Annotated in this window: 15 protein-coding genes; all 15 read left to right on the forward strand. The window is 62.0% G+C overall.

Annotated elements, in window-relative coordinates:
- Position 1: 1 nt before the first annotated feature.
- Entirely contained in the window at positions 2-1,555 is a 1,554-nt protein-coding gene (locus QOL84_RS01835; protein ID WP_283435945.1) for a cytochrome c/ABC transporter substrate-binding protein, read from the forward strand.
- A 15-nt stretch (positions 1,556-1,570) separates the two neighbouring features.
- Positions 1,571-2,332, forward strand: a complete 762-nt coding sequence (locus QOL84_RS01840) for a peptidylprolyl isomerase (protein ID WP_283435946.1) — start codon at positions 1,571-1,573, stop codon at positions 2,330-2,332.
- A 219-nt stretch (positions 2,333-2,551) separates the two neighbouring features.
- Entirely contained in the window at positions 2,552-3,082 is a 531-nt protein-coding gene (locus QOL84_RS01845; protein ID WP_008086646.1) for a response regulator, read from the forward strand.
- Between the two features lie 81 nt (positions 3,083-3,163).
- The gene (locus tag QOL84_RS01850; RefSeq protein ID WP_283435947.1) at positions 3,164-4,870 is read left to right on the forward strand and encodes a GspE/PulE family protein; all 1,707 of its coding nucleotides are present in this window, start codon (positions 3,164-3,166) and stop codon (positions 4,868-4,870) included.
- Positions 4,851-5,654: a hypothetical protein gene (locus QOL84_RS01855; protein ID WP_283435948.1), complete on the forward strand. Its 804-nt coding sequence runs from the start codon at positions 4,851-4,853 to the stop codon at positions 5,652-5,654. The genes QOL84_RS01850 and QOL84_RS01855 overlap by 20 nt, the downstream gene beginning before the upstream one ends.
- 1 nt (position 5,655) lies before the next feature.
- Complete coding sequence (locus tag QOL84_RS01860) at positions 5,656-6,201, forward strand: PilN domain-containing protein (RefSeq protein ID WP_016987882.1); 546 nt, start codon at positions 5,656-5,658, stop codon at positions 6,199-6,201.
- Positions 6,188-6,736: a GspMb/PilO family protein gene (locus tag QOL84_RS01865; protein WP_283435949.1), complete on the forward strand. Its 549-nt coding sequence runs from the start codon at positions 6,188-6,190 to the stop codon at positions 6,734-6,736. The genes QOL84_RS01860 and QOL84_RS01865 overlap by 14 nt, the downstream gene beginning before the upstream one ends.
- Positions 6,736-7,254: a hypothetical protein gene (locus QOL84_RS01870; RefSeq protein ID WP_283435950.1), complete on the forward strand. Its 519-nt coding sequence runs from the start codon at positions 6,736-6,738 to the stop codon at positions 7,252-7,254. Before QOL84_RS01865 ends, QOL84_RS01870 begins: the two co-directional genes overlap by 1 nt.
- Complete coding sequence (locus QOL84_RS01875) at positions 7,251-9,098, forward strand: secretin N-terminal domain-containing protein (protein WP_129394577.1); 1,848 nt, start codon at positions 7,251-7,253, stop codon at positions 9,096-9,098. The genes QOL84_RS01870 and QOL84_RS01875 overlap by 4 nt, the downstream gene beginning before the upstream one ends.
- A 2-nt stretch (positions 9,099-9,100) precedes the next feature.
- A complete protein-coding gene (locus QOL84_RS01880; RefSeq protein ID WP_129394576.1) occupies positions 9,101-9,577 on the forward strand; it encodes a type II secretion system protein in 477 nt (158 codons plus the stop codon).
- Positions 9,578-9,582: 5 nt separating this feature from the next.
- Complete coding sequence (locus tag QOL84_RS01885) at positions 9,583-9,957, forward strand: type II secretion system protein (protein ID WP_007919395.1); 375 nt, start codon at positions 9,583-9,585, stop codon at positions 9,955-9,957.
- The gene (locus tag QOL84_RS01890; protein ID WP_283435951.1) at positions 9,932-10,471 is read left to right on the forward strand and encodes a type II secretion system protein; all 540 of its coding nucleotides are present in this window, start codon (positions 9,932-9,934) and stop codon (positions 10,469-10,471) included. The genes QOL84_RS01885 and QOL84_RS01890 overlap by 26 nt, the downstream gene beginning before the upstream one ends.
- Positions 10,468-10,860, forward strand: coding sequence for a curli production assembly/transport protein CsgE (csgE, locus tag QOL84_RS01895; RefSeq protein ID WP_283435952.1), 393 nt, complete (start codon positions 10,468-10,470; stop codon positions 10,858-10,860). Before QOL84_RS01890 ends, csgE begins: the two co-directional genes overlap by 4 nt.
- Positions 10,857-11,288, forward strand: coding sequence for a curli assembly protein CsgF (locus QOL84_RS01900; RefSeq protein ID WP_034152593.1), 432 nt, complete (start codon positions 10,857-10,859; stop codon positions 11,286-11,288). The genes csgE and QOL84_RS01900 overlap by 4 nt, the downstream gene beginning before the upstream one ends.
- Positions 11,289-11,317: 29 nt before the next feature.
- Positions 11,318-12,178, forward strand: a complete 861-nt coding sequence (locus QOL84_RS01905) for a CsgG/HfaB family protein (RefSeq protein WP_283435953.1) — start codon at positions 11,318-11,320, stop codon at positions 12,176-12,178.
- The last annotated feature ends 161 nt before the right edge of the window (positions 12,179-12,339 follow it).

Genomic DNA, 12,339 nt, shown 5'->3' on the forward strand with positions numbered 1-12,339 from the left:
CATGAACCGCTGCCGCGTTTTACTCGCCCTGATCCTGCTCGCTGGCCTCAGCCTTGGCGCGGGTGCTGCGCCGCTGACCCCGGAAGAGGCGGCGGGCAAGCGCCTGTACCGTCAGGGCTTGTCGGCCAGTGGCGAGGCGATCATGGCGCGGGTCGGTGCGGCAGATGTGTTGCTGCCGGCGACCAGCCTGCCGTGCGCCAATTGCCACGGCGCCGATGGCCTCGGGCGACCCGAAGGCGGGGTGCGTCCGCCGCCGTTGAACTGGGCGCGGCTGACCAGCACCTACGGCCAGCAACAGGTCAACGGCCGCAGTTATCCGGCGTACACCGAGAGCAGTCTGGCGACCGTCATCGAGCAAGGACGCGACCCCGGCCACAATCGCCTCGACCCAAGCATGCCGCGCTTTCTGCTGTCGATGAAGGATCAGCGCAACCTCACCGCGTACCTCAAACGCCTGGCCGATGAACGCGACCCGGGCCTTGAGGCGCAAACCTTGCACCTCGGCACCTTGCTGCCCAGTCAAGGCCCGTTGGCGGAGGAGGGCATGACCATCGCGGCAGTTCTTAACGGCAGCGTCGCGCGGATCAATCAGGCCGGTGGTATTCATGGGCGGCAACTGCGCTTGACCGTGATCGATCCCGGCCCGGATCGCGCCAGCGCCGAGCAAGCCCTGCAGCAGTTGATTGAGCAAGAACAAGTGTTCGCCCTGATCGCGCCGCTGGCGCCGGCCCTCGACAGTGAATTGGCAAGCCGTCTGGAACAGTCCGGCGTGCCGCTGATTGGCGCTTTGTCGTTGCTCGGCTCGATGCAGGCCAGCCCGCAGATTTTCGAACCGTTGCCGGGCTTGCGCGAGCAGTTGATCGCGCTGGCCGATTACGCCACAGCAAGCCTGCGCGTGCTGCAGGGGCCGACATTGATCGCGTATCCCGATGACCCGGCACAAACGCTGGCCGCGCAAAACCTCGGCCAGTACTTGCAGGATCACGGCTGGCAGAAAGTTCATCTGCAAGCCTACGACCCGGCGGCGGAGGCACTGCCGTTGGGCTCGCGCTCGGTGTTTTATCTGGGCAATGGCGGTGGTTTTGGTCGATTGGCGACACGCCTGCAAAGCGCCGGGCAAGTGCCGTATCTGTTCGCCGCTTCGAGCCAGGTTGCTGGTGAGTTGCTGCAAGTGCCGGAGGGATTCTCGCGGCGGGTGTTTCTCGCCTATCCGTTTGTGCCCAGCGACTGGACCCAGGCCGGGCGCATGGCCCTGACGTTGCTGCGTGAACACCAAGGTCTCGGCGCCCAGCACGCGGTGCTGCAAGTCGGCGCCTATGCCTCGATGTTGTTGCTCAGCGAAGGCATGAAGCAGGCCGGCCGCGACGCCAGCCGCGAAAAACTGGTGGCGGCGCTGGAAGGCCTGCACGACTTCGACACCGGCCTGACCCCGCGCCTGAGTTTCGGCCCCGGCCGACGCCTGGGCTTGAGCGGCGCCCATGTGGTCACCATGGATTTGCCCGATCAGCGTTTCTATCTGGTCGCGCCCTATAAACCGATTGTTGCCAGCCCCTGAACGGAGGGCCCGATCATGAAGCTCACAAGTCTGATAGTGCTGCTGACCTGCTGGTTTCCGCCGGTCTGGGCCAATAACGAGCCGGCGGTGGCGCGGGTCAATGGCGAGGAAATCTCTGGCTATCGTTTCGAGCGCTTTTTCGCCGAATACCTCGAAGATCAGGGCCGCGCGGTGACGAGCATTCGCAGTCCCAAGGCCTACAAGGAACTGCGTCAGGCGGCGTTGCAAATGCTGATCGACAAAGAATTGCTGTGGCAGGAATCGCAGAAGCGTGGCCGGCACATCGACGAGCAAGCGCTGCGTCAGCAAATCGAGCAAACCCGCATGGCCATCGGCGGCGCGGATAAATTCGTCCGTCGCCTGCAGGATGCCGGTTTCGATGAGGCGTCCTTCACCGAGTACACCCGCCGCGAGCTGGCGGCGCAGCAGATGTTCGCCGAGCTGATCCGCGCTAATACCTTGCAACCCCGCCACCTGTTGATCCGCGTGCCCGCGCAAGCCGATGCAGCCACAGTGGCCGCAGCGCGTCTACGCTTGATGCAGATGCGCGCCTCGATCATCAACGGGGCGACGTTTGCCAGCCAACCGCTGCGTTCACCGTTCGGCTGGCATGTGATTTATTTGCAGAACCACTTGGAGGCCGCCGATGTCCCAGCTGTGCAGGGGCTGGATACAGTCAGGGCACAGCTTGCCCGACAGCAACAGACCCAGGCTCGTCGTCAGGTGCTCGCGCAATTACGGGTGCAGAATAGGATCGAACGAATTGACGACGACTGAAGGTTCCCCCCCAATAGTGGGGAATGGCTTCGATGCCCATTCAGGTGCTTCCCCGTTTCTGGGGAACGGGGTACCGGGACGAGCGGGCATTGTCATTAATTTCAAGGACATGAAGAGATAAAATTACCGGCACTCAGCCTGGCATGAAGTGTGCGTTACCGATGGTAAGGCGCACTCTCAGGGCGGGGTCATCGGACCTGCTGTTTCAAGGAGTCGACCTTGGTTAACAAAGTACTGGTTGTCGAAGACGAACAGCTGCTTGCACAGAACCTTCAGGATTATCTGTCGGCGCAGGGGCTGGACGTCCGGATTGCACATGACGGAGCGACGGCTATCGGTTTGGCCGAAACCTTTGCCCCCGACGTGCTGGTGTTCGATTACCGCTTGCCCGATATGGAAGGTTTTGAGGTGCTCGACGCGGTCCGCCAGAACAGGACGTGCCATTTTGTGCTGATAACGGGTCACCCGACCGCTGAAGTCTGTGAGCGGGCGCGGCAACTGGGGGTCAGCCACATCCTGTTCAAACCGTTTCCCTTGGCGGAACTGGCGCGGGCGGTCTGCGACCTTCTTGGCATCAAGCGCGAAGCGAAACCCGGTGCGAGCCCTTCCGAGGGCTTTGTCGAACGACGCCAGAGCAGGACCGAGAGCTTCCCGTTGCAGTTGTACGATGGCAGTTGGGTGTTGGCGGATCGGCGACGACAGTTGCACGCCATGGCACCGGACGACGATCAAATGCTCACCGGGGAGTAATGGCGCGAACAGACGTTCCGGCACTTGCCGCCAAGGTTTGCCGCGCCGACAGGGCTCTGAGCCCCGGTTGGAGAGCAAGCCATGGAACGTCTGTCCGTTGTCGTCGAACCACTGCCGGCCGAAAGCGCCCCCGCGCGTTTTTCCAGTGAACAGCTTGCCCAGGCCCGGGCGCGGGCCGCCACTTCCGGCGAACGCGTCCTCGATGCTCTCGGCGTGTTGTGCGAACTGGCAGCGATGCCGTTCATTCAAGCCCTCGGCGCCACCCTGCATTACCCGGTGCTCGACACCGACAGCCTGTTCGCCGCGACGCCGGTATTCGACCGGGTCACCCTCGCACAATGCCTCAAACGTGAATTCATCCTGCTGCGCCACAACGACGAAGTCATCGGCGTGTTTGCCGACCCCTTCGACCCGGCGCGCCTGGCCTGGATCGACGATTGCCTGCACGGCGCGCCGCTGTATCTGGTGCACGCCGATGACCTCAAGGCCTATCTGGCCCGCCACGAAGAAAGCTTCCACGCCGTCGAATCGCTGAACGCCCAAGGCGACACTCACCACGAAATCGATACCCTGCAAAGCCTGTCGCTGACCAGCATCAGCGAAGACGCCAGCAGCGTGGTGAAACTGGTCAACTCGACCCTCTACGACGCGCTGAAAATGCACGCCAGCGACATCCATCTCGGCACCACCGGCCACGGTCTGGTGATCAAGTACCGCATCGACGGCGTGCTCAACAACATCAGCAAAGTCCAGGGCAACGAGTTCGCCGAGCAGGTGATCTCGCGGGTCAAGGTCATGGCCGAACTGGACATCGGCGAGAAACGCGTACCGCAGGACGGTCGTTTCAAGATCGGTATCAGTGGCCGGCAGATCGACTTTCGCGTGTCGATCATGCCGAGCATCTTTGGCGAGGACGCCGTGTTGCGGGTGCTGGATAAACAGGACCTCGCCGACAAGGTCTGTGGTGTGCAATTGCAGGCGCTGGGCTTTGAAGACGAAACCCTGCGCCAGTTGCGCCGCCTCGCCGCCGAACCCTACGGCATGGTGCTGGTCACCGGCCCGACCGGCAGCGGCAAGACCACCACGCTGTACGCGATGATCACCGAGATCAACCACGGCGTGGACAAGATCATCACCATCGAAGACCCGGTCGAGTATCAATTGCCGGGGGTGCTGCAAATCCCGGTCAACGAGAAAAAAGGCCTGACCTTCGCCCGGGGTTTGCGCTCGATCCTGCGTCACGACCCGGACAAGATCATGGTCGGCGAAATCCGTGACCCGGACACTGCACAGATCGCCGTGCAATCGGCGCTCACCGGTCACCTGGTGTTCACCACCATCCACGCCAACAACGTCTTCGACGTGATTGGCCGCTTCACCCAAATGGAAATCGACCCCTACAGCCTGGTCTCGGCGCTCAACGCGATTCTCGCCCAGCGCCTGATCCGCCTGGTGTGCGCCAGTTGCAGCGCGCCGGTCAGCCCGAGCGATGAAGAGCTGCGCGCCTCGGGCCTCGATCCACAGAAAGTCGATCACTACCACTTCGTCCACGGCAAAGGCTGCGGGCACTGCCGGGGCAGTGGCTATCGCGGGCGCACGGCGATTGCCGAACTGCTGCACCTCGACGACGAACTGCGCCAGATGATCGTCGAGCGCCAACCCATCACAAAAATCAAAGCCCTGGCCTGCGCCCGTGGTTTGCGCCTGCTGCGCGAATCGGCGCTGGAGCTGGTGGAACAAGGTCGCACCACGCTAGAGGAGATCAATCGTGTCACATTTATCTCGTGAGCGTTTTGTCGCCGTGCTCGGCGCCATCGGTGTTGGCCTCGGCCAGCGGCGCGGCAGCGACACCTTGTGGCTGGGCAGCGTCGGGTACATCGACGAAGGCTTCCAGAGCTACGCGGTGGCGCTGGACACCCTCGACCGCCTGCTCGGTGAACACGCCCGCGCCGGTGGCGAATTGAGCGTGGTCATCTCCGGGCACTTCAGCCGTTTTTGCCTGGTGCCATGGAGCGCGCAGATCAGCAGTCCTGAAGAGCTGCGCGGCTTTGCCCAATTGTGTTTTGAAGACTTGTTTGGCGCGCCGACCCAGCCGTGGAGTCTGGTGCTGTCCGCTGAGCCGGCCGGTTACGACCGCATCGCCAGCGCCTTGCCGCAAGATTTGCTTGATCGCCTGCGCACGCTGGTCAGCGCTCGCGGTTTGCGCCTGCGCTCGGTGCAGCCGTACCTGATGGCGGCATTCAACCGCTTCGATAAAAGCTTCGATGCCGGCGATTTCCTCTTCGTCGTCGCCGAGCCGCAACGCAGTGTGTTGTTGCTGGCGAGGGAAGGGCGCTGGGCCGGCGTGCGCTCGGCGGGCGGTAGCGACAGCGATGCCGCGTTAAATGCCCTGATCGGTCGTGAACGTCAGCTGCAAGCCTCGACCAGCGAACGTGCCTTCAACGTTTATCTGCATGCGCCGGCGCGCCTCGATGCGCATCCGGACGTGGCGGGTGTGCAACTGCGCACCCTTGAAGATGCCTCGATGACCGTGCGTGACGGCTTGTACGTCATGTCCCGGGCGGTGGCCTGAGATGCGCGCGCTCAACCTGGATTTTCAGCCACGGCCACGTTCCGGCCCGTTGGGTTGGAGTTTGCTCGGCGGCGGCGTGCTGCTGGCGCTGCTGTGCTTCGGCGTGCAACAGCACCTCGACGCGCACACCGAACAGCAACAGGGCCACTTGCAAACCACCCAGCGTCAGCTCACCGGCGACAGCGGTGCCAAGTCCACCCTGAGCCCGGCAGAAACCCGCGAGCAAGCAGCAAACCTCGCCGAGATGCGCAAGGTCTCGCAGCAACTGCGCCGGCCGTGGGAACGCCTGTTCGCCATGCTCGAAGCGATGCCGCGCGATGACGTCGCGCTGCTGAGCCTGACCCCGGACGCGCGCAAAGGCCAAGTGCGGATCAGCGCTGAAGCGCGCGATCTGCAAGCGATGCTCGATTTTCACAAACGTCTGGAAGCCAGCGACGAGCTGTCCGACGTGTCGCTGCTCAGCCACGAAATCGTCGTCAAATCGCCGGAGCAACCGGTGCAATTCAACCTGTCGGCGACCTGGGAGATGGGCGATGCGAATCCCTAGACTGATCGTCCACGAATACTTGCAAGGCCTCGGCATTCCGGGCCTGGCCGGGCTGGCACTGCTGCTGATCGCCGTGGCTTGGGCGCTTGGCGGTTTGCTGCCGGGCTGGCAATCGTTGCAGCACCTCAGCCAGCAAACTCAGGAAGCTACCGAATATCTGGCCAAGGTTGAAGACGGCAGCATTGCGCCGCCGGTGGTGCCGCAGCGTCAGCTGGACGACTTCCGCAACAAACTGCCGGCGCAGCCGCAAGCCACGGTCGCCATCGACCGCATCTACGCCCTCGCAGCCCAAGAACACATCACTTTGGCACGCGGCGAATACGCCCTCGGTGTCGACCCGAAAACCCATCTGGCGCGCTATCAGATCCTCCTTCCAGTGCGCGGCAGCTATCCGCAACTGCGGCGTTTCGTACACGCCTTGCTCGGCCAGTTGCCGGCGGTGGTGGTGGAAGACCTCGAGTTGCAACGCAAGAAGATTGGCGACACCGACCTCAATGGCCGGATCCGTTTGACCCTGTACCTGTCGAGGTCGTGATGAATACCAAGCGCGTGACAGGGTGGCTAGCGTTCTTCGGTGTGGCGGCCGCACTGGCGTGGTTGCCGGAGTATTTCTCGCCGGGCGAAGACGCCGATTCCGCTGAAGTGAGCGTGACCGCGCCGGCAAAAAACGCCAACCGTGGCGCGCTACCGGCCAGTAACGCCAAGGCCAAAGAGGCGCCGATCATGGACCTGAGCCCGGCTGGCGATCTGTTTGCCGCCAAGAGCTGGAAGGCCGCGCCAACCCTGGCCACGGTCACCGAAATTGCCGTCAATCCCGCAACAGTGGTGCAAGCCCCGAGCCTGCCACCGGTGCCGTTTCAGTTCGTCGGCCGGCTGCATGACCGCAGCGACCTGCAAGTGTTTTTGCAGAACGGCGAAAAGATCTACGTCGTGCGCAACGGGGATGTGATCGACGACACCTGGAAGATCACCGGCATTTCCGATGTGGAATTGAGCCTGGTCTACCTGCCTTTGCATTTGTCGCAGACCCTGTCTGTGGGGAGTACGCAATGAACCGTTGCCGTTTGCTGATGAGCCTGGGCCTGTGTGCCGGGCTGGCCGCGTGCAGTTCCGCGCAAGTGGCCAACAAGGAAGCCGCCGACCTGATTGATCAGGGTCAGTACGAGGCGGGGCTGGCCCGGATCGAAGATGGCCTGCGCGAGAATCCGCGCGACACCGAATTGCACCTGTTGCTCAACACCGGTCGGGCCAAGGCGATCACTTCGTTGCTGACGGCCGGCGACATCGACCGTTCGCGTCGCGATTTTACTTCGGCGCGCACCGCGTACATGCGCGTGCTGACCATCGAGCCGAACAACCGTCGCGCCCAGGATGCCCTGAAGCAGATGGAATACCTGCGCAGCATGGACGAAAAGCTCGAGTTGGCCCGTGGCGACCTGCGTCGCGGCGACATCTACGGTGCTGATCGTCAGGTCAAGCAGATCCTCGAACTTGATCCGGCCAACGAAGGCGCGCTGGAGCTGCAAGGCAGCATTCGCCTGGTGCAGAGTCGCAACGTCATTGCGTATCCGCAACTGCGCACCAAGCTCGATCGGCCAGTGACTCTGGAATTTCGTGACGCCAACTTGAAGACCATTTTCGAAGTGCTGTCACAGGTCGCCGGGCTGAATTTCATCTTCGACAAAGACCTGCGCCCGGACATGAAAGCCACGATCTTCGTGCGGGACGTGCGCATCGAAGACGCGGTGACCCTGCTGCTGCAACAGAACCAGTTGCACCAGAAAGTGGTGAACGAAAACACCTTGTTGATCTACCCGGATTCGCCACAGAAAGTGAAGGATTACCAGGAACTGGTGATGCGCACGTTCTACCTGACCAGCATCGACGCCAACACCGCGCTGAACATGGTCAAAACCATGCTCAAGACCCGCGACGTGTTCGTCGACGAACGCCTCAATACCCTGACCATGCGCGACACCGAAGACGCCGTGCGCATGGCCGAGAAACTCCTGCAATCGCAAGACCAGTCCAACCCCGAAGTGGTGCTCGAAGTGGAGGTGATGGAAGTCGCCACCCAGCGCATTCTCGACCTTGGCCTGCAATGGCCGAGCACCTTCGGCGTGGTCAACACCGATGGTTCTCCGGTCACGCTGCTCGGCCAACTCAAGGGCATCAATTCCGATCGCATCTCGATCGGGCCATCGCCGCAGGCCAAGATCAACGCGCAGGACAACGACATCAACACCCTCGCCAGCCCGGTGATTCGCGTCAGCAACCGCGAGCAGGCGCGCATCCACATTGGTCAGCGCGTGCCGATCATCAGCGCCACTTCGGTGCCGTCGACACAGGGGCCGGTGATCACCGAAAGCGTGACGTATCTGGATGTCGGTCTGAAGCTCGAAGTGACCCCCACCGTGCACCTGAACAACGAAGTGGCGATCAAGATCGCCTTGGAAGTGAGTAACGCCACGCCGCTGGAACCGACCCGCCAGGGCACGATTCCGGTGCAGGTCGATACCCGCAACGCGCAAACCTCGCTGCGTCTGCACGATGGCGAAACGCAAATCCTCGCCGGGCTGGTGCGCAACGATCACGGCGCCACTGGCAACAAGATTCCCGGCCTCGGTGACATTCCCGGGCTGGGCCGTTTGTTCGGCAGCAACAAAGACACCATCGGCAAATCCGAACTGGTGCTGTCGATCACCCCACGGATCGTGCGCAACCTGCCGTACCAGAGCCCGTCGGACATGGAGTTCTCCACCGGCACCGAAACCAGCATGCACATCCAGGCCCCGGACCGTTCGCAGAGTTACGTGATGCCGTCGCCTGCCGCGCAGCCGCGTGCCGTCGCTGAATCGGCCGTGGCCACCACCCGCGTCACTGTCGAGAAGCCTTGATCATGAACGCCTGCCAACGCGGTTTCACCCTGATCGAAGTCGTGGTGACGCTGGCCCTGATCGGCCTGTTGGCGAGCATGGCTGCGCCACTGACCGAGACCCTGGTGCGGCGTGGCAAGGAGCAGGAGTTGCGCGCCGCGCTGTACCAGATTCGCGATGCCATCGACGCCTACAAACGCGCCTTTGATGCCGGTTACATCGAGAAGTCGCTGAACAGCAGCGGCTATCCGCCGAACCTGAAAGTGCTGGTCGAAGGCGTGCGCGACGTGCGCAGCGCCAAAGGCGCCAAGTTCTACTTTTTGCGTCGTATCCCGCGCGATCCGCTGGTGCCGGCCAAACGTAATGACGAAGGTGGGGGTTGGGGCGTGCGCGCCTACGACAGTTCGGCTCAGAACCCGCGCGATGGCGAGGACGTGTTCGACGTCTATTCCCACGCCCGGGGCAAGGGCCTCAACGGCATCGCCTATCGCGAGTGGTGAACCTCATGCGTCGGGAAAAAGGTTTTACCTTGCTGGAGCTGATGGTGGTGATGGCGATCATCGCCACGCTGATGACCATCGCGCTGCCGCGCTACTTCAACAGCCTCGAAGCGTCGAAGGAAACCACGCTGCGCCAGAGCTTGTCGGCGATGCGTGAGGCGCTGGATCACTTTTACGGCGACACCGGTCGCTACCCGGATTCCATCGAGCAACTGATCGAACAACGTTACCTGCGTAACGCGCCACTCGATCCGATCACCGAACGCAAAGACCAGTGGGTGTTGATCGCGCCACCGGACGGCGTTGCCGGCGGTGTGGCTGACATCAAAAGCGGTGCTACCGGGAGGGCGCGTGATGGCAGCCAGTATTCCGAGTGGTAACCGTGCGCAGCAGGGTGGCTTCACTTACCTGGGCGTGCTGTTCCTGATTGTGGTGATGGGCATGGGCCTGGCCAGTGCCGGCGAGTTGTGGTCGACCGCATCACGCCGCGACCGCGAGCGTCAGTTGCTCTGGATCGGCACCCAATACGCTCAGGCGCTGCGCAGCTATTACCGCAGTTCGCCGGGGTTGGCGCAGTACCCGAAGGAGTTGGTCGATCTGCTCGACGATCAGCGTTTTCCTGAGGCTAAGCATCACTTGCGTCAGCTCTATCCGGATCCGATCGGCCAAGGTGAATGGGCGCTGCAACGCGGTTTCGATGGGCGCATCACGGGTCTCAATAGCCCTTCGACCGAGCTGCCGTTGAAGCAAGCGGACTTCCCGACGCAGTGGTCGGATTTCGAAGGCATGCAGCGTTATTCCGACTGGCAATTCGTCGCCGAGAAAGCATTCCTCGAGGGCAGCAATGGCCCGGCGAAAGGCCAGTCGAATTTGCCGCAGGCGTTGCAGCCATGACTCGCCACTGGTGGTGCGCGTTGGTCCTCACCGTCGTGGCGTGCTGCGCCCATGCCGGTGAAGAAGACGAAATGATGGGCTTCATCGTCGACGACACGATCTCGCACATCGGCCACGACTTTTACTACTCGTTCAGTGAACGCCTGCGCGACACCAGCCCGATGGATTTCAACCTGGTGGTGCGCGAGCGGCCCGACGCGCGCTGGGGCAGCCTGGTGACCGTGGAATATCAGCAACGCCTGGTTTATCGGCGCTTCCTGCCGCCGAACACTGTGGAACTGAAGGACGAGGCCTATGAGGCCGCCGATCTGGTTCGACTGGAGGTTGTCCGGCGCAAGCTGGAAACCATGTTGCAGGACACCACCGACCTTGAGAAGGACGAACTATGAACAGCACAACGTTCTCACGGCGCAGCGGATTCTGGATCTCGGGGTTGTTGATCGGGCTCGCCAGCGCCGCTGCTGTCCAGGCCACTGAACTGGTCTACACGCCGGTCAACCCGTCGTTCGGCGGCAACCCGCTGAACGGCACCTGGCTGCTCAATAACGCCCAGGCACAAAACGACTACGACGATCCCGACCTGAAAAAACGCACCACGGTGGCCGGCACGTCGGCACTCGAACGCTTCACCAGTCAATTGCAATCGCGGCTGCTGGGGCAGTTGCTGGACAACATCTCCACCGGCAACACGGGGAGCCTGTCCACTGACGCTTTTATCGTCAACGTCGTCGACGACTCGGGGGCACTCACCATTGAGGTGACCGACCGAGCGAGCGGCGAAGTTTCGGAAATTCAGGTGAACGGCCTCAACCCATGACGGGCTGACGGTTCCGGGGAGAGACGGACATGAAAAGAATAATCGCGCTAGGGCTGCTGTTGGCGACATTACAAGGGTGCAGTCTGCGTGAGCCGATATCGGCCGAGCAGGACACCGAAACCCCGACCCTGACCCCCAGGGCCTCGACCTATTATGACTTGCTGAAGATGCCACGGCCCAAGGGGCGGCTGATGGCGGTGGTGTACGGCTTCCGTGACCAGACCGGGCAGTACAAACCGACCCCGGCCAGCTCGTTTTCCACCAGCGTGACCCAGGGCGCGGCGTCGATGTTGATGGACGCGATGCAGGCCAGTGGCTGGTTTGTCGTGCTGGAACGCGAAGGGCTGCAGAACCTGTTGACCGAGCGCAAGATCATTCGCGCCTCGCAGAAGAAGCCGAATACGCCAGTGAATATTCAGGGTGAGCTGCCACCGTTGCAGGCGGCGAACATGATGCTCGAAGGCGGGATCATCGCTTATGACACTAACGTGCGCAGCGGTGGGGAAGGGGCGCGGTATCTGGGGATTGATCTGTCGCGTGAATATCGAGTGGATCAGGTGACCGTTAACTTGCGCGCGGTGGATGTACGTAGCGGGCAGGTGTTGGCGAATGTGATGACCAGCAAGACGATTTATTCGGTGGCGCGCAGTGCGGGGATTTTCAAGTTTATCGAGTTCAAGAAGTTGCTTGAGGCTGAGGTTGGGTATACGACGAATGAACCGGCGCAGTTGTGTGTGTTGTCGGCGATCGAGGCGGCGGTGGGGCATATGGTGGCGCAGGGAATTGAGCGGCATTTGTGGCAGGTGGCGGGGGACGCTTCTACGCCTGGGCAGGATGATGTTTTGAATCGGTATTTGACTCAGAACAAGATTGATCCTGAGGCCGAGTGAACGTGGCGGCCTTCGGGCCGACCAGGTTCTGGTTGGGTGGTGAGTTCTGGTTGACTGGGTGCATATCCGTTGCTGCGGTAATGGCTGCTTAGGGTTCCGCCCTTACGGCGGGTCACTTTTTCCAGACGCCGAAAAAGTAACCAAAAAGGCTTGCTCCTACG

This window comes from Pseudomonas helmanticensis, assembly GCF_900182985.1.
Lineage (GTDB): Bacteria > Pseudomonadota > Gammaproteobacteria > Pseudomonadales > Pseudomonadaceae > Aquipseudomonas > Aquipseudomonas helmanticensis.

Bases quoted from the DNA above. Each gene is read 5' to 3' on its own strand.
- QOL84_RS01835 (WP_283435945.1), top strand. From the start codon at position 2: ATGAACCGCTGCCGCGTTTTACTCGCCCTGATCCTGCTCGCTGGCCTC.
- QOL84_RS01840 (WP_283435946.1), top strand. From the start codon at position 1,571: ATGAAGCTCACAAGTCTGATAGTGCTGCTGACCTGCTGGTTTCCGCCG.
- QOL84_RS01850 (WP_283435947.1), top strand. From the start codon at position 3,164: ATGGAACGTCTGTCCGTTGTCGTCGAACCACTGCCGGCCGAAAGCGCC.
- QOL84_RS01860 (WP_016987882.1), top strand. From the start codon at position 5,656: ATGCGCGCGCTCAACCTGGATTTTCAGCCACGGCCACGTTCCGGCCCG.
- QOL84_RS01865 (WP_283435949.1), top strand. From the start codon at position 6,188: ATGCGAATCCCTAGACTGATCGTCCACGAATACTTGCAAGGCCTCGGC.
- QOL84_RS01870 (WP_283435950.1), top strand. From the start codon at position 6,736: ATGAATACCAAGCGCGTGACAGGGTGGCTAGCGTTCTTCGGTGTGGCG.
- QOL84_RS01875 (WP_129394577.1), top strand. From the start codon at position 7,251: ATGAACCGTTGCCGTTTGCTGATGAGCCTGGGCCTGTGTGCCGGGCTG.
- QOL84_RS01880 (WP_129394576.1), top strand. From the start codon at position 9,101: ATGAACGCCTGCCAACGCGGTTTCACCCTGATCGAAGTCGTGGTGACG.
- QOL84_RS01885 (WP_007919395.1), top strand. From the start codon at position 9,583: ATGCGTCGGGAAAAAGGTTTTACCTTGCTGGAGCTGATGGTGGTGATG.
- QOL84_RS01890 (WP_283435951.1), top strand. From the start codon at position 9,932: ATGGCAGCCAGTATTCCGAGTGGTAACCGTGCGCAGCAGGGTGGCTTC.
- csgE (WP_283435952.1), top strand. From the start codon at position 10,468: ATGACTCGCCACTGGTGGTGCGCGTTGGTCCTCACCGTCGTGGCGTGC.
- QOL84_RS01900 (WP_034152593.1), top strand. From the start codon at position 10,857: ATGAACAGCACAACGTTCTCACGGCGCAGCGGATTCTGGATCTCGGGG.
- QOL84_RS01905 (WP_283435953.1), top strand. From the start codon at position 11,318: ATGAAAAGAATAATCGCGCTAGGGCTGCTGTTGGCGACATTACAAGGG.